Consider the following 22,998-nt stretch of genomic DNA (forward strand, 5'->3'; position numbering starts at 1 on the left):
AGAGGACATGTATGTTCCTGGAGTACACCCCAGCGCAGCGAGAGCTGAGCCGGGAGCTGCGCGCCTACTTCGCGCGCCTGCTCACGCCTGAGGTCCGCGAGGCGCTCGGCGGCACCAACGAGGACCGGCCGGCCTACCGCGAGATCATCCGCCAGATCGGCAAGGACGGCCTGCTCGGGCTCGGCTGGCCCAAGGAGTTCGGCGGCCAGGGCCGCCCGCCGCTGGACCAGTACATCCTCTTCGACGAGATCAACCGCGCCCAGGCGCCGTTCCCGTTCGTCACCATCAACAACATCGGCCCGATGCTCATGCGCTACGGCACCGAGGAGCAGAAGCGCACCTACCTGCCGGGCATGCTCACCGGCGACGTCATCTTCGCCATCGGCTACAGCGAGCCGGGCTCCGGCACCGACCTCGCCTCGCTGCGCACCAGGGCCGAGGCCACCCCCGAGGGCGGCTGGGTCATCAACGGCCAGAAGGTCTTCACCAGCGGTGCCAGCCAGGCCGACTTCGTCTGGCTGGCCGTGCGCACCGACCCCGACGCCGCGAAGCACAAGGGCATCACCATCCTCATCGTGCCGACGTCGGACCCCGGCTTCAGCTGCACGCCGATCGCCACCAGCGGCATCACCCACACCAACGCCTCCTACTACGAGGACGTGCGCGTCGGCCCCGAGGCCCTCGTCGGCGAGGTCAACGGCGGCTGGCGCCTCATCACCGGCCAGCTCGGTCACGAGCGGGTAGGCCTGGCCGCCATGGGCGGGCGCACGGAGCAGCTGTGGACCGACATCGCCGCGTGGGCCGCCGAGCCCGACGCCGACGGGATCCGCGTCCTTGACCGGCCGTGGGTACGCACGGAGCTGGCCCGTGACTACGCCGAGCTGACCGCGATGCGCCTGCTCAACTGGAAGATCGCCGTCGTCGGGGAAGGCCAGAACCCGGCCCCCGCGGCCGCGTCGGTCGCCAAGGTCTACGGCACGGAGACCCACGACCGGGTCTGCCGCAGCCTCGTCTCCGTCGTCGGGCCCCGCGCGACCCGGCGACCCGGCGCCCCGGACGCCGTCCTCGGCGGACAGCTGGAGGCCTACACCCGCGGCTCCTACATCAACACCTTCGGCGGCGGTACCAACGAGGTGCTGCGCGACATGATCGCGGTCGCCGGCCTCGGCATGCCGAGGAAGGGACGGTCCGCATGAGCATCACGACGCAGATCTCGGCTCCCGGCACCACCGACGAGGAGGCCTTCCTCGCCCGCCTGCTCGAGTTCCGCGGCCTGGAGGCTACGCCCACCCGCTACGCTCAGGATGCCGTCAACCAGGCGATGATCCGCCACTTCGTCGAGGCGATGGGCGACGAGAACCCCATCTACGTCGACGAGCAGGCCGCCTGTGCCACCGGCCGGGATGGTGTTGTCGCCCCGCCGCCGATGCTGTCGACCTGGCTCATGGTCGGCTACAAGGCCCATATGGCCGCCGCCGCGGGCGCCGCGCCGGACACCCCCATGGCCCGGCTGCTCGCGATCCTCGCCGAGGCCGGCTACGTCGGGGTCGTCGCGACCAACGACGAGCACGAGTACGTGCGCGAGCTGCGCCTGGGCGACGAGATCAAGATGACCACGGTCATCGAGGACATCTCCCCGCGCAAGACCACGGGCCTGGGCACCGGCCACTTCATCACGACACTGCGCACCTACACCGACCAGAACGACGAGGTCGTGGCTCGCCAGCGCTTCCGCATCCTGCGCTTCGACCCGTCCAGGGCCAAGCCCGCGGCTCCGGCCGCGGCCGACCCGGCGCTGCGGCACAAGCCGTTCATCCTGCGCGACAACGCCTTCTGGTTCGATGCCGCCGCACAGCGCCGCCTCGTCATCCAGGCCTGCACCGACTGCGGCACACTGCGCCACCCGCCCGGCCCGGTCTGCCCCTCCTGCCGTTCGTTCGCGTGGCACGAGGTCGAGGCGAGCGGCCGGGGCACGGTGCACAGCTACGTCGTCAGCCACCACCCGAAGGCCCCCGGGTACGACTACCCGCTCACCGTCGTGCTCGTCGACCTCGAGGAGGGCACCCGCCTCGTCGCCGACTTCGCCGGCGACCCCGGCGAGGTCGAGATCGGCCTGCCCGTGCAGGTGGACTGGCTCGACTACGACGAGCACCTCACGCTCCCGCGTTTCCGGGCCGCGACCTCCGTGTCGGAGTCCACCGAAGAGGAGAGGAACTGATGGACTTCCAGCTCACCGAGGAACAGGTCACGGTCAACGACCTGGCGCGCGACATCTTCTCGCGCAACGGTGACCCGCAGCGCCTCTTCGACATCGAGGCCGGTCCGGAGCGCTTCGACCGCGTCCTGCACCGCGACCTGGCCGAGTCCGGCGCCCTCGGACTGCTCGTGCCGGAGGAGCACGGCGGCGCCGGGCTGAGTCTGGACAATGTCGCGGGGGTCTTCGTCGAGCAGGGCCGCACGCTGGGCACCGTTCCGCTGTGGGAGACCCTCGTCGGCGGCGTCCTGCCGCTGGTGCGCTACGGCGACGCCAAGCAGCAGTCCGAGTGGCTGCCCCGCGTCGCCGCCGGGGACGCGGTCCTCACCGTGGCCGTCGACGACCTGTCCGACGCCCGGCCGTACGGCGCCCGCGTCCGCGCGCGGTCCGGCGGTGAGGGAGCCACCCTGAGCGGCACCGCCGTCGGCGTCCGCTCGGCGCACCTCGCCGACGCGATCATCGTCCCGGCCACCGACGAGGCGGGCGCGGTCGGGCTCTATCTCGTGCCGACCGCCGGCGCCGGGGTGCGCCTCGACACCTTCGAGCGCACCGACCGCGGACTCGCCTCTGACGTGCACCTGGAGGGCTCCGCCGCGGAACTGCTCGCGGAGGGCCCCGACGACGACCGGGTCGACTGGCTGCTGCGCCAGGTCTGGATCGCGCTGTCCGCCCTGCAGAGCGGCATCAGCCAGGCCGCTGTGCGCCAGGCCGCCGACTACACCTCGGGCCGCGAGCAGTTCGGTGTGCCGATCGCGACCTTCCAGGCCGTCGCCCACCAGATCGCCAACTGCCACATCGACACCGAGGCGATGGAGGTCACCTACCTCAACGCGCTCTGGCGCGAGACGACCGCGCGGCCGTCCCGCGCGGCCGTGCACGTCGCGAAGTACTGGGCCAGCGAGGCCGGCGACCGTGTCGCGCGCACCGTGCAGCACGTGCACGGCGGCATGGGTGCCGACGTCACCTACCCGATCCACCGCTACATGCTCTGGACCACCCAGCTGGCCAACACCGCCGGCTCCGGGGCCTGGCACCTGCAGCAGCTCGCGGACCTCGTCGACGCGGGGGAGCAGCTGTGAGCGGCCCGGAGCGTAGCGGAGGGGCCGCTCACCATAAGCACAGTTTGATGCTCGCGGCGTCGCCGGAGCTTGCGGAGGAGGCGTCGTGAGCGGCGGCACGCAGATCACCATCGAGCAGGTGAGCATCGGCGACAGGCTGCCGGAGCTCGAGATCCCCCTGACCCGGACCCTCATCGTCGCCGGCGCGCTCGCGACCCGCGACTACGAGGACGTGCACCACGACCCGGCGCAGGCCGAGCGGCGCGGTACCCCCGACACGTACATGAGCATCAACAACACCAACGGGCTCGTCGGCCGCTACGTCACCGACTGGGCCGGCCCCGCCGCGCGCATGGTGCGCCTGAGCACCCGCCTCGGGGTGCCGAACTTCCCGGGCGGCACGATGCGGCTGACCGGTGAGGTCGTCGGCCTCGAGCAGGACACCGTGCGGGTCGCGGTGCGTGGCATGAACAGCAAGGGCGCGCACGCCATCTCCGAGGTGACCGTGCGCCTGCCCCGCGGAACGGAGCAGTGACGTGACGGACAACTTCCTGTCGGGTCGCACCGCGATCGTCGGCATCGGCGCGACGGAGTTCTCCAAGGACTCCGGCCGCAGCGAGCTGCAGCTGGCCGCCGAGGCCGTCCTGGCCGCCCTGGCCGACGCGGGCCTGAGCCCCGCCGACGTCGACGGCATGACGAGCTTCACCATGGAGACCAACCCGGAGAACATGGTCGCCCGCAGCCTGGGCATCCCCGAGCTGAAGTTCTTCTCCCGGATCCCCTACGGCGGTGGCGGTGCCTGTGCCCCCGTCCAGCAGGCCGCCATGGCCGTCGCGAGCGGCATCGCCGACGTCGTCGTGGCCTACCGTGCCTTCAACGAGCGCTCCGGCGTCCGCTTCGGGCAGGGGCCGCCTCCGGCGAAGACCCAGGCCAACTCGGACAACGAGTACCGCTCCTGGGTCAACCCGTACGGTCTGCTCACGCCGGCCCAGCACACCGCGATGTTCGCCCGTCGCTACATGCACAAGTACGGCGCGACCAGTGAGGACTACGGCCGGGTCGCCGTGCTCGCCCGCAAGCACGCCGCGAACAACCCCAAGGCGTGGTTCTACGGCAAGCCGCTCACCCTTGAGGAGCACCAGGCCTCCCGCTGGATCGCCGAGCCGCTGCACCTCTTCGACTGCTGCCAGGAGACCGACGGCGGCCAGGCGATGGTCATCGTCAGCGCCGAGCGCGCCAAGGACCTGCCCTCCACCCCGGCGTACATCGTCGGGGCGGCTCAGGGCCTGGGACCGGACCAGTACCAGATGGTCAGTTACTACCGCGAGGACCTGACCCGGATCCCCGAGGTCGAGCTCTGCGCCCAGCAGCTGTGGGCCCAATCGGGCCTCGGGCCCGCCGACATGGGTGCGGCGATCCTCTACGACCACTTCACCCCGTACGTGCTCAACCAGCTCGAGGAGTACGGCTTCTGCGGACGCGGCGAGGCCAAGGACTTCATCGCCGACGGCAACCTCGAGGTCACCGGTTCGCTGCCGACCAACACCCACGGTGGCCAGATCGGTGAGGCCTACCTGCACGGCACGAACGGCGTCGCGGAGGGCGTCCGTCTCGTCCGGGGCACCTCGACCAACCAGCCCGACGGCGTCCGCCACGTCCTGGTGACGGCCGGCGTCGGCGTACCGACCAGCGCCCTGATCCTCTCCGCGGAGGGGTGAACGGCGGGCACCACCACCCACGGACACCGCCCGGCAACCCGCCGGTCCGGCACCACCTCTCGATCGATCCGCCTCATGATTTGGACGGGTGATAATGGGTTTCATCAGCAAAACCAGGCAGCGCGTCATCGCGCTGATGGCCGCCGGGACGCTCGCCCTGGCGGCCGGCTGCACCAGCACCAGCCCGACGGACAGCGGCAGCGGTTCCGGGGGCGAGATCGACACCTCGGCCGTGCTCAAGTTCGCGTCGGCGGGTCCGTTACGCGACCTCGACCCGGCCCTGCAGACCAGCTACGGCGCCTGGGGCTACCTGTTCCTGGTGTGGGACCGGCTGACCATGCTGGACAAGGACGACAAGGTCGTCCCGGGCCTGGCCAAAGAGTGGAACTTCGTGGAGAACGGCACCGTCCTGGAGCTCAAGCTGCGTGACGACGTGAAGTTCCACGACGGCACGGCGTTCGACGCCGAGGCCGTCAAGGTCAACATCGAACGCGGCAAGACCCTGCAGGGCTCGACCCTCAAGGGCGACCTCGCCGACATCGAGACGGTCGAAGTCGTCAACCCGACGACCGTGCGCCTCAAGCTGGTCAAGGGCAAAGGCGTCCAGCTGCCCGCGTCCTTCACCGGCACGGCCGGCATGATGGTCAGCCCCAAGGCCATCAAGGACGGCGTCGACATCAAGAACAAGCCGGGCACCGCCGGCTCCGGCCCGTACATCGCCACCGAGCTGGTGCCCCAGGAGAAGCTCGTCCTCAAGCGGGCCGACAGCTACTGGGACCCGAACGTCGGCCGCCTCGGCGGCATCGAGCTGCAGCGCGTGCCCGACGCCGCCGCCCGCCTCAACGGCCTGCAGAGCGGCCAGATCGACCTGGCCCCGCTCAGCTCGGCCACGGAGATCGCCACGGTCCAGAAGATCGTCACCCCGGGCAGTGGTCTGCAGAAGCACGAGGTGAAGTTCAAGAACCTCGTCGGCGTCTACCTGCGCGCCAACAAGGGCGACGTCAGCAAGCTCGAGGTCCGCCAGGCGATCGCCCACGCGGTCGACCCGGCGGCGATCAGCGCGCTCTTCAGCGGCACCTGCACGCCGACGCGCCAGCTCGTCCCCGAGACGGACCCGAGCCGGGTGCCGAACTACACCTACCCGTTCGAGTTCAGCGTCGACAAGGCCAAGGCCCTGGTGCAGCAGGCCGGCGGCGCCAAGGTGACCGTCACCTTCGCCGCGGGCACCAACGCCGAGCAGCCGGCCAACGTCGTGCAAGCGTCGCTGCGGGCCGTCGGCATCGACGCGACGCTCAACCCCGTGCCCAACACCGAGAACGAGCCGCGCTTCATCGCCGGCGACTTCGAGCTCATGGTCGGCACGTCGTGGAGCCCGAAGGCCGACCCGGCGGCGACGGTGAACACCTACCTGCTCAACACCTACAAACTCGCCGCGAACCCCTCGCTCGTCGAGGCCAAGGCCGCCCAGGCCGCCGACCCCACGCTGTCGATGGACAAGCGCGCCCCGCTGTACCAGGACATCTGGAAGACGACGCTCGAACAGGTCTGGTTCCTGCCGCTGTGCAACCAGACCAACGCGAACGTCGCGAAGTCGAACGTCGTCGGCATCGACAACATCCCCATGTCGAACATCGGCATCTGGGACCTGCGCAACATCGCCGTCAAGAAGTAACCGTCGCTCCTGACCACCCGGTGGTGTCGCCGCCGGGTGGTCAGGGCCACCCGCTGTGGCCGGGGGCCGGCGGCGACACCAGCACGGCCCCGCCGGCACCAGGCCGCGCGGGGCTCACTCCCAGGCGCCACGTGCCACGCTCAGAGCCCGAGGTAAGAGATGCTCCGATACGCCGGCAGGCGACTGCTCGCAGCGATACCCCTGCTGTTCTTCGTCCCGTTGCTCGTCTTCGCTCTGATCGAGCTCGCCCCGGGGGACCCGGCCACCATCCTCGCCGGTGACGAACCGACCCCCGAACGCATCGCGGCGATCCGTGAGGAACTCGACCTCAACGATCCGGTCCTGCTTCGCTACCTCCAGTGGATCGGCGACGTCCTGCACGGCAACCTCGGCACGTCCTTCGTCTCGGACCAGAGCGTGACCGACCTGCTGACGCGACGGATGGCGACGACGATGTCGCTGGTGCTCGTCGCGATGATCTTCGCCATCCTGCTCGGGACCGCCCTGGCGCTCGTGGCCACGCTGCGCTCCGGCGGCATCGTCGACCGGGCCGTCAACTGGTTCGCCTCGATCGCGATCGCCATCCCGGGCTTCTGGTTCGGCCTCGTGCTCGTCTCGGTCTTCGCGGTCGGGCTGCAGATGTTCCCGGCGTTCGGCTTCCAGCCGCTGTCCGCCGGCTTCTGGCCGTGGCTGTCGCACCTCATCCTGCCCGGCTTCGCGCTCGGTCTGCTCCCGGCCGCCGAGGTGACCCTGCAGCTGCGCTCGGCGCTCGGGCAGGTCATGAAGAGCGACTACATCCTCAACGCCGAGGCCAAGGGCATGTCGCGCACCAGCGTCGTGTTCAAGCACTCCCTGAAGAATGCGTGCATCCCCGTCATCACGGTCCTGGGCTTCCGCGTCGCGGAGGTCCTCGCCGGATCGGTGACCATCGAGATGATCTACAACATGCCGGGCCTCGGGCGCACCGCCGTCGAGGCCGTGCAGGGGCGCGACGTCCCGGTCCTGCTCGGCTTCGTCCTGTTCAGCACGACGATCGTCGTGCTCGTCAACCTCATCGTCGACATTTCCTACGGCTACTTCAACCCTAAGGTGCGATCATGAGCGCGAAGCGGTCCCCGATGTCCCCGGGGCCGGGGGACGACTCGCACGGAGCCGGCACGCCCGCGGACGGCCTCGCCAAGACCGTCGCCAATGTGCCCACCGTGGCCATCGGCACGGGTGACCCGGAGCCGGTCGCCGCCCCCGGCATCCTCAAGAGCATCGTGCGTCGCCCCACGACGATCGTGGCCGGCGCCTTCCTGCTCGTGCTGACCCTCATCGCGATCCTCGCCCCGGCGCTGGCGCCGCACGACCCCGACGTGCAGAACCTGCTGCTGCGGCTCAAGCCGCCGAGCGCCGAGCACTGGCTGGGGACCGACGACTACGGCCGGGACGTGCTGAGCCGGCTCATCTTCGGAGCGCGGGTCTCGCTGTGGGCGGCGCTGCAGGCTGCGGCCGTCGCGCTCGTGCTCGGCCTGCCCTTCGGCATGATCGCGGGCTACCGCGGCGGCTGGATCGACACGGTCCTCACCCGCATCATGGACGCGATCATGAGCGCTCCGTCGCTCGTGCTGGCCATCACCATCGTCGCGGTCCTCGGCTCCGGCATCACCAACGCGATGCTCGCCATCGGCCTGGTCATGGCCCCGCGCTTCTTCCGGGTGGCCCGAGCCGGCACGATGGACGTGCGGCACGAGACCTACATCGAGGCCTCGATCGCCCTGGGGTGCAGCACCCTGCGCACGACGGTGCGGCACGTGCTGCCCAACGTGCTGCCGCCGATCATCCTCGTCATCTCGGTGTCGCTGGGCACCGCCGTCGCGGCCGAGGCGAGCTTGAGCTTCCTCGGGCTGGGCGTCAAGGCCCCCGCGGCCAGCTGGGGCTCGATGCTCTCGACGGCCTCCTCGAACATCCGCCTCGCGCCGTACCTCGTGTGGCCGCCCGGTGTGATGATCTTCCTCACCGTCCTCGCCTTCACCTACGTCGGTGACGGTGTCCGCCGCGCCCTCGTGCGCACCCGGTCCGGCAACTGACCCGTCCGGTAACAACCAGGAGCTGATATGGCACGTGAGACGGCAGCCGGCGTGACCGCCCGCACCGGGAACGACGCCACCGGCGCGGCGGCGGACCTCCTGCGAGTGGAGAACCTCAACGTCGAGTTCCGTTCCCCCTCGGGTGGGTGGCAGAGGACCGTCCAGGACGTCTCGTTCTCGCTGAAGCCGGGCGGGTCGATGGCGCTCGTCGGCGAGTCCGGTTCCGGCAAGACGGTGACCTCGGTCGCGGTGATGGGTCTGACCGGGGCGACGGGCGGGCGGATCGCCTCGGGCCGGATCGTCTTCGACGGCCGGGACCTCACCGCAGGCACCCAGAAGCAGTGGCGGGACCTGCGCGGCCCCGGCATGGGCATGATCTTCCAGCAGCCGATCCGCAGCCTGAACCCGGCCTTCACCGTCGGGGACCAGATCGCGGAGTCGGTGCGCAAGCACCTGGGCCTGAACCGCAAGCAGGCCCGGGCCCGCGCTGTCGAGATGCTCGAGATGGTGCAGATCCCGCGGGCGGCGCAGCGGGTCGACGAGTACCCGCACGCGTTCTCCGGCGGCATGTGCCAGCGCGTCATGATCGCGATGGTCATGGCGTGCAACCCGCGCCTGCTCATCGCCGACGAGCCGACGACGGCGCTCGACGTGACGGTGCAGGAGCGGATCCTGGAGCTGTTGCGCGATTTGCAGGAGCAGACCGGTGTGGCGCTGCTGTTCGTCAGCCACGACCTCGCGGTGGTGGCCGAGCTGTGCCAGCAGGTGGTGGTCATGTATGCCGGCGAGGTGGCCGAGAACGCGCCCGCGGAGAAGATCTTCTTCAACCCGCGGCACCCGTACACCTCCGGCCTGATCGGGTCGATCCCGAAGCCGGGCCTGAGCACCGACCGGCGGCTGCGCGCGATCCCCGGTGGCATCCCGGCTCCGGGCGCCTGGCCGCACGGGTGCCGGTTCAGCAACCGATGCGCGTTCGCCGAGCCGGGCCGGTGCGACGTGGCCCACCCGGGCCTGGTCCGTATCGACGGCGCCGCTGAGCACGAGGTGCGATGCGTGCGCGCCGCGGAGCTCTCTCTGGAAGGAGTGACGGTCTGATGAGCCTGCTCGAGGTCAGGAACCTCACGAAGTCGTTCAGCTCCGGCCGGGACTGGCTCGGCCGGCGGACGAAGTGGTCGCACGCGGTCAAGGGGGTGAGCTTCGACCTGGAGCGCGGCGAGTGCCTCGCGGTCGTCGGTGAGTCCGGTGCGGGCAAGTCGACGGTCGGGCGCATGGTGCTGCGCCTCATCAGGCCGGACTCCGGGTCGGTGACCTTCGACGGGGTCGACGTGCTGGCCACGAAGCCGAAGCAGCTGCGCGCGCTGCGCCAGCGGATGCAGATGATCTTCCAGGATCCGTACAGCTCGCTCGACCCGCGGATGACGATCAAGGACGCGGTCGCCGAGCCGCTCCTCGTGCACACCGACAAGAGCCGTGCCGTGCGGGAGCGGGAGGCGGCCGAGCTGCTCGACCGGGTCGGCATCGGATCGCGCTATCTGGGGCGCTACCCGGCCGAGCTGTCCGGCGGGCAGCTGCAGCGGGTCGCGATCGCCCGGGCGCTGACGATGAGGCCGAGCCTCATCGTGTGCGACGAGCCGGTCGCGGCGCTGGACGTGTCGGTGCGGGCGCAGGTACTCAACCTGCTGCTGGACCTGCAGGAGGAGCTGGGTCTGGCGTACTTGTTCGTCTGCCACGACCTGGCGCTCGTCGAGGTCATCGCCGACCGGGTCATGGTGATGGCCTCCGGTGAGGTCGTGGAGGCGGACACGACGGAGCGGATCTTCGGCAACCCGCAGCAGGAGTACACCAAGAAGCTGCTCGCGGCGATTCCCCTGCCGCTGCCGCGGGACGCGCAGGGCAACCGGCTCGTCGCGCCGGGAAAGGTGGGCTGAGCGGTGACTGCCACGACGGAACCGACGCGGACGCAGCTGCTCGCGCGGTTCGCGACGACGACCCGCGACGAGGACATCCCCGCGCCGGTGCGCGACTACGGCAAGCTCGTCCTGCTCGACTCGCTCATCTGTGGTCTGGCGGCGGTGCGGTTACGGCGCAGCCGCATGGTCCAGCAGGTCGCCGCCCGGTTCGGCGGCCCGGCCGAGGCGACGGTGTTCGGGCTGGGGCAGCGGGTCGCGGCGATCAACGCCGTTCACGCCAACGCGGACATGATGAACGCGCTGGACGCGGACGACACGTTCTTCAACTCGGCGCATTTCGCGGTGTTCGGGGTCGCGGCCGGACTGGCCGAGGCCGAGCGGCTGCACGCCGGCGGGGCGAGCCTGTTGCGCGCGAGCATCCTCGCCTTCGAGATCAACGCGCGGCTGAACCTGTCGACCTCCCTCATGGCCTTCGAGGACGGGCAGTTCCGCTGGTCGCCGCTGTCGTCGCACGGCTACGCCTCGATGGGCACGGCCGCGGCGTGCGCCGTGGTCGGCGGCTGGGAGCCGGAGCGCCTGGCCCACGCGCTCGGCCTGATCGCCTGGCTGGCCCCGCCGGCGAAGAACACCTACATGGCCGAGCGGCGCTCGTTCAACGCGTTCAAGTACGGCCCGTACGGTGCGATCGCGCAGGCCGGGATGCTCGGCGCGGCGCTCGCCGAGGAGGGCTACACCGGCGACCTGGACGTGCTGGACCGCACTCCGGGCTTCATCGAGGCGATGGGCTTCCTCGGCGGTGAGCGGCACGAGATGGTCGCCGGCCTGGGCTCGACGTGGTGGATCAGCGAAACGTCGCTCAAGCCGTACCCGACGTGCCGCTTCACCCACGCCGCGCTCGACGCGATCCGCGCGTTCCCGCGGACCCACGGGGTGCCGGTGTCGCAGATCGAGTCCATGGAGATCCGGCTGAGCCCGGCGGCCTACCGGACGTTGCAGTTCCGGGAGCCGGCCCAGCAGATCCCGGACACGCTCGGCGCGCCGCTGGACGGCGCCTTCAACATGCCGTACGCCGCGGCGCTGGTGTTGCTCGGGTACGCGCCGGGTCCGCAGTGGTACGACCCGCAGCGGCTGGCCGACCCCGCCGTGTGGGACCTGGCGCGCCGGATCACGACGGCGCCGGACCCGGTGCTCGACGCGGAGTGGGAGGCCGACCTCAAGGCGCACCCGGGTGGTCAGATCCGCCGGACGCGGGGTGCGCTGACGATCAGGGCCGCTGGCCGGGAGTACGTTGTCGAGTCGGACTTCGCCCAGGGCGACCCGTGGGACGAGACGACCCGGGCGGACTGGGACTTCGTGACCGGCAAGCTGGCCACGTTCTGCGACGGGATCCTCGATGCGGGCACGCAGGAGCAGCTCGTCGAGGTGGTCCGGGGCATCGAGGACGTCGCCGACGTCGCCGAGACGTTGTCACCGTTGCTGGCCCGGGCGCAATGAGCCGGCGGGACCGCATCGGTGCGGAGACGAGGTCGTTCGCCTCGTACGGCCGGCCGTGGCTGGTGGTCATCCGTGGGCCGCGCGGGATGGCGTTCGACCGGTTTCTCGTGCGACGGACCGGGTTCTCGCTCGTGTCGTTGCAGTACGCGCTGGCGGGCAGGTTCCCGTACAACCCCACGCTGCTGCTGACGACGGTGGGCCGCCGGTCCGGGCAGCTGCGCGACGCGGCGTTGCCGTACGTGCCGTACGGGCCGGACCTGGTGGTCGTCGGCTCCAAGGGAGGCGGCCCCACGGATCCGGCCTGGGTGGTCAATGCGCGTCACCACGACCTCTGCTGGATCGTCCTGCGGCGCAAGACGATCGCGGTGCGGGCGCGGGTGACCGACGGGGAGCGCGACCCGGAGCTGCTGGCGCACGTCGTGGCGCACAAGCCGAACGTGGCGCGCTACGTCGAACGGGCCGCCGGCTTCGGGCGGCAGATCCCGCTCGTCGTGCTGTCCGCGGTGTCGGGGGAGTCGCTCACCCAGGGCCTCAACCGGTCGTGAGGACGATCCGCCCGACGAAGTCGGAGGCCTCCAGCTGGTCGTGCGCGGCCGCGGCCTGCTCGAGCGGGTACGTGGCGGCGATCGCGGGGGCGGCGGTGACGGCCGAGAGGGTGAGGGCCTCGCGCAGCTGGCGGGCCACCGCCTCGGGCCCGGGCCGCCCGATGCCGCGCAGCGTCCAGCCCTTGACCATGAGCCGGCCCAGGTGCAGGTGGGCGTGGCTGTCGGCGGTGACGCCGCAGGTGACCAGCCGCCCGCCGGGGGCGAGGACCTTGAGCACGTCGGACCACAAGGTGCCGCCGACCGACTCGACGATGACGTCGGCCTCGCCGCCGGGCAGGGCGGCACGCAGGGCGTCGACGACGTCCGGGCGGTAGTGGTCCACGGCGTCGAGGGCGCCGAGGGCGCGCACGGCGTCAGCCTTCGCCGGGGCGCTGGTGCCGACGACGCGCGCCCCCAGATGGTGGGCGTACTGGACGGCGAAGGTGCCGACGGCGCCGGCGGCAGCCACGACGAGGACCCGGTCGCCGGGGCGCACCCCGGCGAGGTTGACGACCGCGTCGTAGGCGGTGCGTCCGGCGGTGGGCACCGCGGCGGCGTGGACGGCGTCGAGCCCGGCCGGCCGCGGGAAGCAGTGCGTGGCTGGGACGACGGCGAGCTCGGCGTGGGTGCCGGTGGTCAACCCGACGACCGCGTCGCCGGGGGCGAAGCCGGTGACGCCGGGACCGGTCCGCACGACGGTGCCGGCGACGTCCCGGCCGAGGATCGTCGGCCCGGTGACCGCCATGCCGTGGGTGCCGCGACGGATGTAGGTGTCGACCCGGTCCAGACTCGCTGCCTGGACCTGCACGAGCACCTGGCCGGGGCCGGGCGCCGGGGCCTCGAGCCGGCCGAGACGCAGGCTGTCGGGGGAGCCGGAGTCGAGGACGTAACTGGCGAGCACGGGGCTCCTCTCAGGGCAGGGCGAGGGTGGCGGAGGCGATGACGTGGTCACCGAGGCTGTTGGTACCGCGGACGTCGACGGTGACGTGCGTTCCCCCGTTGGCCTCGGGCGCCCGCTGCAGGCCGGTGACGACACCGTCGAGGGTGAGGGTGTCGCCGGGGTGGTTCTGCGCGGCGAGGCGGGTGCGGAAGCCGACGACGCGGGCTTCCGGTCCGGCCCAGTCGGTGAGGTAGCAGTTGACCAGCGCGCTCGAGCCGAGGATGTTCATGTAGACGTCGCGGGCGCCTCGCTCGTGGGCCGCGTCGCGGTCGAGGTGCACGTCGTTGAAGTCGAAGGTCGCGGTGGCCAGTGCCGCGATGGACAGCTGGGTGACCGGGATCGGCCACGGGGCGAGGCGCTGCCCGGTGCTCACCTCGGCCCCGGTGCGGGTGCCCGTGCGGCGTTCGGGTCGCGGGGCGGTGAGGACCGGCAGGATCTGGCCGTCGCGGGTACGCCGGTGGGCCACGACGACCGGCATGCCGTCGTGCACGAGGTCAGGGCGCAGGTCCACGATGTCTGCGCTGAGGCGGGTCCCGTCGGCGAGCTCGGCGGTGCCGACGAGGTAGGGGCGCTCGTCGAGGGGGGCGGCGGCGTAGCCGGGTTGCAGGTGCGCGGTCAGGGTGCCGGTGGTGCCGGCCGGCGGCAGGTCGGCCGGGGCGGCACCGGCCGGGCGCACCGGCCGGGCGAGGCGGTCCCCGGGCGTCGCCGGGACCTCGGTGCGGGTCGCCGGGTTCCAGCGCAGCATCCGCAGCACGACGCGTCCGACCGGCTCGCCCTCGACGGTGCGGTACTCGCTGACGAGGTCGACGAAGTGGCCCAGGCCGAGGCGGGTGGACTTCTGCGGGGAGACCGCGCCGATGGAGGGGAACTGCTCGAGGTGGTCGCCGACGCGCAGCGGGCGCACGTAGGTGTGCTCCGTCTGTACCGCGGCCACCGAGGTGAAGCCGCGCTCAGCGAGGACCTCGTTGACCCGGTCGAGGCTCTCGGCGTGGCGGTGGCTGCGCCGGTTGCCCGGCAGGGTCCACATGTTCAGCGAGGTCGCCGGTGCCACGATGCCGCCCCACGCGGAGCGGGCGGCCCACTGGGGGTCCTGGTAGGCGGGGTTCTCGTCGCCGACGGCGTCGCACCAGATACGGATGGCGGCCTCGGTGACCGGGTCCTTGGCCCGGCGGGGTGGGTCGGTGAGGCCGATCAGGGCGTCGAGCCGGGCACGGAAGTCCGCGTCGCTGGCGGTCATCGGGCTCCTTCGCGGACAACGTAGTCAACCAAGCGCTTGCTTGACTGTAGGAGGGGGTCGCCCTAGGGTCAAGGCTCAGCGGTCGAACGAGCCGCAGCGCCCACCCGTGAGAGGGCCGGAAGTGATCCCGAGCACCCCAGAGACCGCCACCCGCGCGTTCTTCTCGTTCCCGAAGGTGACCGACCCCGACCGCCACCGCGACTACAACGCGTGGCACCAGCTCGACCACCGCCCCGAGAACCTCGCCCTGCCCGGCGTCGTCCACGGCGACCGCTGGGTGCGCACCCCTGCGTGCGAGCGGCTCGGCAGCTACCCTGACGCCGCGCTCGCCGGCAGCCAGTACATGGCGATGTACTGGTTCGCCGAGCCGGCCGCCGACGCGATCCACGAGTGGAAGGACCTCGGCGACCGGGCGATCCACCAGGGCCGGCGACCGGAGCTGGCGTGGACCGAACGGCCGATGACCCGGATGTTCCGCCCCGTCCAGGGCTACGTGGCCTCCCGGGCTCTCGTCACCCTCGCCGCGCTGCCGTTCCGGCCCAACCGCGGGGTGCACGTCGAGGTGAGCCGGGTCGAGACCTCGCAGCACCCCGATGTGGCCGACCTGTCCCAGTTCGAGCACGAGACCCAGGTGCCCGACCTGCTCGCGCGCGACGGCGTCGCAGGCGTGTGGACCTTCCGCAGCGCGCCGAGCGGCAGCAATCCCGCCGGACCGGTCGTGCGGATCCGGCTCACCTACCTCGAGGCCGACCCGGTCGAGTTCACCCGGGCCCTGGCCGGGGACCCGCTGCCCGCCCCGCCCGCAGCGCTCGCCGGCACGGCCACCCCGCTGCTCACCGGGCCCCTGGCCACCATCACCCCCTGGGTGTGGGACTGGTTCGACAAGCCCGCCGCCGCGGCGACGGACAGCGTGGTCCAAGGATGACCGAGGTCACCGGCCTGTTCGAGCGCTACGGGCCATGGGCACTGGTGGTCGGCGGTTCCGAGGGGGTCGGCGCCGCCTTCGCCGACCAATTGGCCCGGGCCGGCCTCGGCGTCGTGCTCGTCGCCCGCAAGCCCGAGGCCCTGGAGGAGGTCGCCGGCCGGGTCCGGTCCTCCGGGGCTCCGTGCCGCGTGCTCGCACTGGACCTGCTCGACGCGGATGCGACCGCCAGGATCGTCGAGGCCGTCGCCGATCTCGACCTCGGCCTGCTCGTCCTCAACGCCGGCGCGAACACCTACCGCAGCCGCTTCGTCGAGGCGGATCTCACCCGGGTCCAGGCCGTCATCGACCTCAACGTCACCCGCCCGCTCGAGCTCTGCCGGGAGCTCGGTGCCCGGCTCGCCGCCCGCGGCCGCGGCGGTATCCTCGTCGTCGGCTCCTCGGCCGGCTACCTCGGCCACGCCGACATCAGCATCTACGCCGCGGCGAAGTCCTTCGCCCGGATCTTCACCGAGGGTCTGTGGCTCGAGCTCGGGCAGGCCGGCGTCGACGTGCTGCACCTCGTGCTCGGGCTGACCGCCACCCCCGCCATGGAGCGGGCCGGCCTCGACCTGACCGGCGCGGCCGACCCGGCCGATGTCGCCGCCCAGGGGCTGGCCGCCATGGGTACCGGCCCGGTGTACGTCGTGCGCCAGCAGGCCGAGGTCGTCGCGCGGCGCTCCGCGCTGGACCGGGCCGCCCTGGTCGCCGGCAACGTCAGCGGGATGCGGGCGATGCTCGGCCGGCCGGGCGCGGACCCGAGCTGACGGCCCGCGACCCGCACGGACGGCTCAGGACCCGCCGCGTGGGTCCGCGTCGGGCGGCCACGGGCGGCTGACCGGGTCGGACCCGTCGCGGGCTCCCCGCAGCGAGGCCTCGGGGATCGGCCACTGTCCGGCGAGGTCGTCGACCCGCTGCCACTCCGAGACGGTCAGACGTTCCTGCACCCGCCACTCACCCGCGCGCCGGGTGACGAGGTCGACGTAGCGGAACCCGCTGACGATGTTGCCGTGCGGCGGCTCGGACGTGCTGCGCTGCAACGCGATGCCGTACGTCTCGGCCCGGGCCCGGTCCGGCTGCGCCGGGTTGAGCTCGACCAGGACGTTCGTCAGGTAGTGCATCGTCATGGTGCGCCGCGCCACGAGCGCGAAGACCATGTCCAGCGTCGTGTCCCGGTCGGCCACGGTCCCGCCGAGGGTGATCCGGGCGTCCGGATGGAAGGCGCTCGCGGCGAGGTCCCGGTCCATCCGGTCCACCCCGCGCGCGTAACGCAGCAGGGCTCGCTCGATGGCCCGCTCGGCGAGCAGCACGTCCAGCTCGACCGGGCCGGACCGGAAGGACTGGGGCTGCTCAGACACCGGAGCCTCCGTCGGCGTCGGCGGGTGTGGTTGGGCACGACCGGTCGGTCACGACGAACTCCTGGAAGTGGGCGGTGGACAACGGGAGAGGTCAGTCACGCTGCGGGCAGGGGGTCGCCGTCCCCGCGACGGTGCAACCGCACGAGCACCGTGACCGCCGTCGCCAGGCACGCGGCGGCGTACAGCAGGAAGGCGGTCGCGGAGCCGAACCACGTGCTCAGCCCGCCGAGCAGGAGGGCACCGAACGGCATACCGCCCCAGCCGAGGAAGTAGAGGCTCATCACCCGGCCGCGCTGTGCGTCGTCGACGACCCGCTGGACGATCGTCTGCAGGGTGACCATGGTGCCGATGCTGAACGCGCCGCACAGCAGCGCGGCCGCCGCGAGCACGGGCACTGTCGGCGCCGTGCCGAGCAGTGCGGTGCTGACGGCGAGCAGGGCGAGGATGACCGCGGCGTGCCGCACGGTGGCGATGCGCTTGGCGAGCCGGGCCACGACGAGGACCCCGACGAGCGAGCCCACCCCGGTCAGGGCCACGAGCATGGGGAAGACGGTGTCCGGGTGGTCCGAGGTCGAGGCCGCCCGGACGGCGAGCTGGGTGGTGAAGGCGCACCCGAAGAACGCGTTCACCCCGACGATGGTCAGGCAGAGCGCGGCCGGTGGCCGCTGCAGGGCGTGCCGGATGCCGGTGCGGACCTGCGCGGTCAGGCTCTCCCGGACCACCGGGACGACCGGCGGGACGCGACGGGTCCGGATGGCGAACGCGGCCGCGACCGAGGCGAGGCTGAGCGTGGCGTACATCATGAACGTGCCCAGCGCTCCCCAGGGCACGAGGATCAGCCCGGCGACGGCAGGGCCGATCGAGCGGGCGAGGTTGAGCCCGGCGGCCTGGAGCGGCACGGCGGTGCCGAGCGCCTCGGCCGGGACGGTGTTGGCCACGAGGGCCTGGGTCACCGGGGACAGGAAGCTGATCCCGGTGCCGGCGAGGAAGGCGAGCGCGAGCAGCACGGGCAGGTCGGCGATCTCGGCCGCGGCCGCCGCAGCGCAGACCCCGGCCAGGACGCTGACCGCCAGGAGCACCCCGATCTGCAGCCGCCGCCGGTCGACGGCGTCGGCGAGCACCCCGGCCGGGATGGAGAAGAGCGTGTACGGCACGAGCAGGCAGAAGAAGAGCGCGCCCATGGTCGCCGGGGTGTCGTCGACCTCGGCGAGCGCCGACTGGAAGGCGATGTTGCAGCCCCAGTAGCCGCCCTGGGACAGCACCAGGGTCAGGAGTACGAAGCGGAAGTCTCGGAATCGCAGAGCCGAGAACATTCCCACGTCGTCGCCATCCTTCGGGTCGGTTGCCGAACCCTACCAAGCGCTTGCTTGCATCGCCAGGGCGGGTGTGGTTGTCTGGCCGCACCTCGAGTGAAAGGACGTGTGGTGGGCGGCTTCTGCGCAGGACGCACGGTGATCGTGACCGGTGCCGGACAGGGGCTGGGCCGGGCCCACGCCCTCGAGTTCGCCCGGCAGGGCGCCGACGTCGTCGTCAACGACATCGACAGCAACCGGGCGGCGGCCCAGGCCGTCGCCGACGAGATCCTCGCGACCGGCGCCCGGGCGGTCGTCAGCACCGGGGACGTCAGCGACTGGTCCTACGGTGAGCGCCTCGTGCGCGAGACCGTCGAGACCTTCGGCGGGCTGCACACCCTCGTGAACAACGCCGGCATCAACCGCGACCGGATGCTGGTCAACATGAGCGAGCAGGAGTGGGACCTCGTCCTGCAGGTCGACCTCAAGGGCCACTTCGTGCCGATGCGCCACGCCGCCGCCTACTGGCGGGACGAGGCCAAGGCCGGCCGCCGGATCGCCGCCCGCGTCGTCAACACGTCCTCCGGCGCCGGGCTCATGGGCAGCGTCGGGCAGGGCAACTACGGCGCCGCCAAGGCCGGGATCGCTGCCCTGACCCAGATCGCGGCCGCCGAGTGGGCCCGCTACGGCATCGTCGTCAACGCGATCGCCCCCTCGGCCCGCACCCCGATGACCGAGGTCGTCTTCGCCGAGGCGATGGCCGCCCCCGAGACGGGCTTCGACGCGATGGACCCGGCCAATGTCTCCCCCCTCGTGGTCTGGCTCGGTTCCGACGCCGCGCGGGCCGTGACCGGCGCCGTCTTCGAGGTCGCCGGCGGTGAGGTCTCGCTCGCCGACGGCTGGCGCCACGGGCCGGCCGCCACCAGGGGCGAGCGGTGGGAGCCGGAGGAGCTCACCGGCGCGATCGCGGACCTCATCGCCCGCGCCGAGCCGCCGACCCCCGTCTACGGCGCCTGACATGGGTCCGGCGGCGGCGCGGGCCGGCGGAGCGCCGGTGAGCGACGAGCAGTTCCGGGCCGAGATCCGCGGCTGGCTCCACGAGGCCCTCACGGGGCCGTTCGCCGGGGCCGTCGGCACCGGGGGCGAGGGGCGCGAGCACGAGGCGCACGAGTTGCGCCGCGAGTGGGAGCGTCATCTGGGCAGGGCCGGCTGGATCGGTCTCGGCTGGCCCAGCGAGTACGGCGGACGCCCGGCGACTCTGGCCCAGCAGGTCATCTTCCACGAGGAGTACGCCCGCGCCGGCGCGCCCGGCCGGCTCGGGCACATGTCCGAGCAGCTGCTCGGCCCGACCCTGCTCGCGTTCGGCACGCCGGAGCAGAAGGCGCGGTTCCTGCCCGGCATCACCAGCGGCGAGGACATCTGGTGCCAGGGCTACTCCGAGCCCGGCGCCGGCTCGGACCTCGCCGGGGTCCGCACCCGCGCCGAGCGACGGGGCGACACCTACGTCATCACCGGGCAGAAGGTGTGGACCTCGCTCGCGCACCTGGCCGACTGGTGCTTCGTGCTGTGCCGCACCGACCCTGGCTCGACCCGCCATGCGGGCCTGTCCTACCTGCTCGTGCCGATGGACCAGCCCGGCGTCACGGTGCGCCCGATCACCCAGCTGACCGGCACGAGCGAGTTCAACGAGGTCTTCTTCGACGGAGCCGTCGCCGCCGCCGGGCACTGCGTCGGCGCCGAGGGCGAGGGCTGGAAGGTCGCCATGGGCACCCTGGGCTTCGAGCGCGGCGTGTCGACCCTCGGCCAGCAGATCGGCTTCCGCCGGCGGCTCGATGCCGTCATCGCCCGGGCCCATGAGAACGGCGCCTGGCAGGAGCCGGCGCTGCGGGACCGCCTCGTCGACGCCTACATCGGGCTCGAGGTGATGCGGCACTCGGCGGTGCGGCTGCTGGCGTCCGCCGGTGAGGGGCTGTCCGGCCTGGAGGCGTCGATCTCCAAGCTGCAGTGGGCGACGTGGAACCGCTCGCTCGGCGAGCTCGCGGTCGACGTCGAGGGGGCCGGGGCGCTGCTCACCGGGCCCGGGTACGAGCTGGACGATGCCCAGACCCATTTCCTCTTCAGCCGCGCCAACACGATCTACGGCGGCTCCAACGAGATCCAGCGCAACATCATCGCCGAGCGCCTGCTCGGCCTGCCGCGATGAGGTGAGGACGATGCCCGAAGCGAACGCCGGCCCTCAGCCGGTGGCCGAGGAGGTGGCCCAGATCCGCGCCTCCGTCGCCGAGGTACTCGACGAGCAGGCCGACCTGCGCCGTACCCACGAAGTCATGGTCGGGGCGCAGGGCCACGACCCGCACCTGCACGAGCTGCTCACGGCCGAGCTGGGCCTGCTCGGCCTCGTCGTGCCGGAGCACCTCGGCGGGCTCGGCGTCGACGTGGCCGCCGGGACCGCCGTCATCGAGGAGCTCGGCGCCCGGCTCGTGCCCGGCGCGCTCGCGACGAGCCTCACCGCGATCCTCGCCGCCCGGGCCATCGGCGCGAGCGCCGAGCCCCTGCTGGCGCGCGTCGTGGACGAGCAGTTGACCCTGGCCATCGCCGTCGCGGAGGACGGCACGGGCTGGGACCTCGAGCAGACCGCCACCCGGGCCGGCGGCGCCGGGGACGAGTGGGCGCTGACCGGGACCAAGACCCTCGTCGTCGGGGTCGAAGCCGCCCGGGTCGTCCTCGTCACCGCTCGGGACGGGGACGGTGGACTGGGCGTCTACGCCGTGGACCGGGCCGCCGACGGGGTGGAGGTGCAGACGCACATGACGCTCGACCAGACCCGGCGGCTGAGCACGGTGCACCTCCGCGGGGCCGCCGCCACCCGGGTCGATGCCCCCGGCGGCGAGGGGGCCCGGGTGCTGCTCGACCACGTGCGCGCCATGCTCGCACTGGAGTCGGCTGCCGCCGCCCGCGCCTGCCTCGACCTCACCGTCGAGTACCTCAAGGTCCGCGAGCAGTTCGGCCGCCCGATCGGGTCGTTTCAGGCCCTCAAGCACCGCTGCGCCGACCTCGCCGTTGCGGTCGCCGGGGCGAGGGCCACGGCCGACCATCTGGTCACCACGCTGCGCACCGGCGCCGCCACCCGCTCGCACGACGCGGCACTGGCCAAGCTCGTGTGCACCGGCACGCTGATGACCGTGGCAGCCGAGGCGATCCAGTTGCACGGTGGCATCGGGTTCACCTTCGAGCACGACGCGCATCTGTTCTTCAAGCGCGGGAAGTCGGCCCAGCTGCTGGCCGGTTCCCCGGCGGCGGTTCGCGCCGAGGTGGCGGCGCTCGCCGGTCTCTGAGCCGGCTGCCGAGGTCCACGGCAGGCAGCAGCGCACGAAGGAGGGGGTCCGCACCGACGCGCGGACCCCCTCGGCCGTGCCTGCTCCGCGGGCTCAGCCGAGCGGGCCGGTGCCGGGCGGCTGGGCGGCCAGGTGGCGCGACGGGATTTCACCGCCACCGGCGACGACGATCTCCGTGCCGGTGATGTAGCCGGCCAGCGGCGAGGCGAGCAGCAGGCAGGCCGCAGCGACGTCGGCCGGGGTCGCCATCCGTTGCATGGGGATCGTCCGGGCCACGCGGTGCTGTCCCGCCTCGTCACCGTAGTAGAGGTGCGACAATTCGGTCTGTACGAGACCCACCGTCACCTGGTTGACCCGTACGGCCGGCGCGAAGTCGATGCCGAGGCACTGGGTCAGCATCGTCAGGCCCGCCTTGGCGGCGGCGTACGCGGCGGTGTCCGGAGCCGGGTTGGAACCGGCGACCGAGCCGATGTTGATGATCGTCCCGCCGCCCTGACGCTGCATGACCTCGTTGGCCGGCTGGGCGACGTAGAACGGAGCGAGCAGGTTGAGCGTGACGATCGCCGAGACGAAGCGCGGGGAGACCGTCGCGGTGTCGGCGCTCGGCGCGCCACCGGCGTTGTTGACCAGGATGTCCAGCCGGCCGAACCGGTCCACCGCCGCGGCGACGAGGGCCTTGGCCTGCTCCGGGTCCCGCACGTCCGACTGGACGAAGACGGGCGTGCGTCCGTCGGCCTCGGGCAGGTGCTCTGGCTCGCTGCGGCCGCACACGAGCACCTGCGCCCCGGCCTTGAGGAAGGCGCGGGTGATCTCGGCACCGATGCCACGGGTGCCTCCGGTGACAATGGCGACCTGGCCGGTCAGGTCGACGCCCCCGTGCGTCGCGGGCGTGGTGGGGGACTGGGTCATCAGAGCCTCTCAATGATCGTGACGTTGGCCTGGCCGCCACCCTCACACATCGTCCGCGGGCCGTGGCCGGACGCCGGATCGGTCGGGTCTGGGTGCCTCGCCGGCGGCGTGGCCGGCGTCGCCACGGCGAGTCTAGCAAGCGCTTGGTTGGTCGGCTACGATCCGTTCCTGACAGAGGCCGGCTCAGCGTGAGGAGATGTGCGT

At 72.2% G+C, this 22,998-nt stretch carries 22 protein-coding genes; 17 read left to right on the top strand and 5 right to left on the bottom strand.

Going from position 1 to position 22,998, the window contains the following annotated elements; translation table 11 throughout:
- The first annotated feature begins 11 nt into the window (after positions 1-11).
- From AB0H83_RS35440 to AB0H83_RS35495, 12 genes are all read left to right on the top strand, one after another.
- Positions 12-1,196, top strand: a complete 1,185-nt coding sequence (locus AB0H83_RS35440; RefSeq protein ID WP_360102818.1) for an acyl-CoA dehydrogenase family protein — start codon at positions 12-14, stop codon at positions 1,194-1,196.
- A complete protein-coding gene (locus AB0H83_RS35445) occupies positions 1,193-2,218 on the top strand; it encodes a MaoC family dehydratase N-terminal domain-containing protein (RefSeq protein ID WP_360102820.1) in 1,026 nt (341 codons plus the stop codon). The genes AB0H83_RS35440 and AB0H83_RS35445 overlap by 4 nt, the downstream gene beginning before the upstream one ends.
- Positions 2,218-3,333, top strand: a complete 1,116-nt coding sequence (locus tag AB0H83_RS35450; RefSeq protein ID WP_360102822.1) for an acyl-CoA dehydrogenase family protein — start codon at positions 2,218-2,220, stop codon at positions 3,331-3,333. The genes AB0H83_RS35445 and AB0H83_RS35450 overlap by 1 nt, the downstream gene beginning before the upstream one ends.
- Positions 3,334-3,418: 85 nt before the next feature.
- On the top strand, positions 3,419-3,847 hold the full coding sequence (locus AB0H83_RS35455; RefSeq protein ID WP_360102824.1) for an acyl dehydratase: 429 nt from the start codon (positions 3,419-3,421) through the stop codon (positions 3,845-3,847).
- A 1-nt stretch (position 3,848) separates the two neighbouring features.
- Positions 3,849-5,030, top strand: coding sequence for a lipid-transfer protein (locus AB0H83_RS35460; protein WP_360102826.1), 1,182 nt, complete (start codon positions 3,849-3,851; stop codon positions 5,028-5,030).
- Positions 5,031-5,124: 94 nt separating this feature from the next.
- The gene (locus AB0H83_RS35465) at positions 5,125-6,702 is read left to right on the top strand and encodes an ABC transporter substrate-binding protein (RefSeq protein WP_360102828.1); all 1,578 of its coding nucleotides are present in this window, start codon (positions 5,125-5,127) and stop codon (positions 6,700-6,702) included.
- 159 nt (positions 6,703-6,861) lie between these two features.
- Positions 6,862-7,803 (top strand): ABC transporter permease, encoded by a 942-nt coding sequence (locus AB0H83_RS35470; RefSeq protein WP_360102830.1) that lies wholly within the window; start codon positions 6,862-6,864, stop codon positions 7,801-7,803.
- Positions 7,800-8,774: an ABC transporter permease gene (locus tag AB0H83_RS35475; protein ID WP_360102832.1), complete on the top strand. Its 975-nt coding sequence runs from the start codon at positions 7,800-7,802 to the stop codon at positions 8,772-8,774. Before AB0H83_RS35470 ends, AB0H83_RS35475 begins: the two co-directional genes overlap by 4 nt.
- 27 nt (positions 8,775-8,801) lie before the next feature.
- Positions 8,802-9,869, top strand: a complete 1,068-nt coding sequence (locus AB0H83_RS35480; RefSeq protein WP_360102834.1) for an ABC transporter ATP-binding protein — start codon at positions 8,802-8,804, stop codon at positions 9,867-9,869.
- Positions 9,869-10,702, top strand: coding sequence for an ATP-binding cassette domain-containing protein (locus tag AB0H83_RS35485; RefSeq protein WP_360102836.1), 834 nt, complete (start codon positions 9,869-9,871; stop codon positions 10,700-10,702). The genes AB0H83_RS35480 and AB0H83_RS35485 overlap by 1 nt, the downstream gene beginning before the upstream one ends.
- A gap of 3 nt (positions 10,703-10,705) precedes the next feature.
- Positions 10,706-12,178: an MmgE/PrpD family protein gene (locus AB0H83_RS35490; protein ID WP_360102838.1), complete on the top strand. Its 1,473-nt coding sequence runs from the start codon at positions 10,706-10,708 to the stop codon at positions 12,176-12,178.
- Positions 12,175-12,723, top strand: a complete 549-nt coding sequence (locus AB0H83_RS35495) for a nitroreductase/quinone reductase family protein (protein WP_360102840.1) — start codon at positions 12,175-12,177, stop codon at positions 12,721-12,723. Before AB0H83_RS35490 ends, AB0H83_RS35495 begins: the two co-directional genes overlap by 4 nt.
- Here AB0H83_RS35495 and AB0H83_RS35500 read toward each other — a convergent pair.
- Both AB0H83_RS35500 and AB0H83_RS35505 read right to left on the bottom strand, forming a co-directional pair.
- The gene (locus AB0H83_RS35500) at positions 12,710-13,663 is read right to left on the bottom strand and encodes a zinc-binding dehydrogenase (RefSeq protein WP_360102842.1); all 954 of its coding nucleotides are present in this window, start codon (positions 13,661-13,663) and stop codon (positions 12,710-12,712) included. The genes AB0H83_RS35495 and AB0H83_RS35500 overlap by 14 nt on opposite strands.
- 10 nt (positions 13,664-13,673) lie before the next feature.
- Positions 13,674-14,939, bottom strand: coding sequence for a MaoC family dehydratase N-terminal domain-containing protein (locus AB0H83_RS35505; protein ID WP_360102844.1), 1,266 nt, complete (start codon positions 14,937-14,939; stop codon positions 13,674-13,676).
- Between the two features lie 106 nt (positions 14,940-15,045).
- Between AB0H83_RS35505 and AB0H83_RS35510 the strand changes: the two genes are divergently transcribed.
- Positions 15,046-15,864 (top strand): hypothetical protein, encoded by an 819-nt coding sequence (locus AB0H83_RS35510; RefSeq protein WP_360102846.1) that lies wholly within the window; start codon positions 15,046-15,048, stop codon positions 15,862-15,864.
- The gene (locus AB0H83_RS35515) at positions 15,861-16,667 is read left to right on the top strand and encodes an SDR family NAD(P)-dependent oxidoreductase (protein ID WP_360102848.1); all 807 of its coding nucleotides are present in this window, start codon (positions 15,861-15,863) and stop codon (positions 16,665-16,667) included. Before AB0H83_RS35510 ends, AB0H83_RS35515 begins: the two co-directional genes overlap by 4 nt.
- A 24-nt stretch (positions 16,668-16,691) precedes the next feature.
- Here AB0H83_RS35515 and AB0H83_RS35520 read toward each other — a convergent pair whose 3' ends face one another.
- A complete protein-coding gene (locus AB0H83_RS35520; protein WP_360102850.1) occupies positions 16,692-17,258 on the bottom strand; it encodes a nuclear transport factor 2 family protein in 567 nt (188 codons plus the stop codon).
- 95 nt (positions 17,259-17,353) lie between these two features.
- Complete coding sequence (locus AB0H83_RS35525; protein ID WP_360102944.1) at positions 17,354-18,571, bottom strand: MFS transporter; 1,218 nt, start codon at positions 18,569-18,571, stop codon at positions 17,354-17,356.
- A 111-nt stretch (positions 18,572-18,682) separates the two neighbouring features.
- On the opposite strand from AB0H83_RS35525, the gene AB0H83_RS35530 reads away from it, so the two are divergent.
- From AB0H83_RS35530 to AB0H83_RS35540, 3 genes are read left to right on the top strand one after another with little or no spacing between them, the layout of a single operon-like run.
- On the top strand, positions 18,683-19,567 hold the full coding sequence (locus tag AB0H83_RS35530; RefSeq protein ID WP_360102852.1) for an SDR family oxidoreductase: 885 nt from the start codon (positions 18,683-18,685) through the stop codon (positions 19,565-19,567).
- 37 nt (positions 19,568-19,604) lie between these two features.
- Positions 19,605-20,753: an acyl-CoA dehydrogenase family protein gene (locus AB0H83_RS35535; protein WP_360102854.1), complete on the top strand. Its 1,149-nt coding sequence runs from the start codon at positions 19,605-19,607 to the stop codon at positions 20,751-20,753.
- A gap of 10 nt (positions 20,754-20,763) precedes the next feature.
- The gene (locus AB0H83_RS35540; RefSeq protein WP_360102856.1) at positions 20,764-21,885 is read left to right on the top strand and encodes an acyl-CoA dehydrogenase family protein; all 1,122 of its coding nucleotides are present in this window, start codon (positions 20,764-20,766) and stop codon (positions 21,883-21,885) included.
- A gap of 93 nt (positions 21,886-21,978) precedes the next feature.
- On the opposite strand, the gene AB0H83_RS35545 is transcribed toward AB0H83_RS35540, so the two are convergent.
- The gene (locus AB0H83_RS35545; RefSeq protein ID WP_344510839.1) at positions 21,979-22,794 is read right to left on the bottom strand and encodes an SDR family oxidoreductase; all 816 of its coding nucleotides are present in this window, start codon (positions 22,792-22,794) and stop codon (positions 21,979-21,981) included.
- Positions 22,795-22,998: the final 204 nt, after the last annotated feature.

Origin of the sequence: Dactylosporangium sp. NPDC050688 (assembly GCF_040654515.1) — a bacterium.
Taxonomy (GTDB): domain Bacteria; phylum Actinomycetota; class Actinomycetes; order Mycobacteriales; family Micromonosporaceae; genus Dactylosporangium.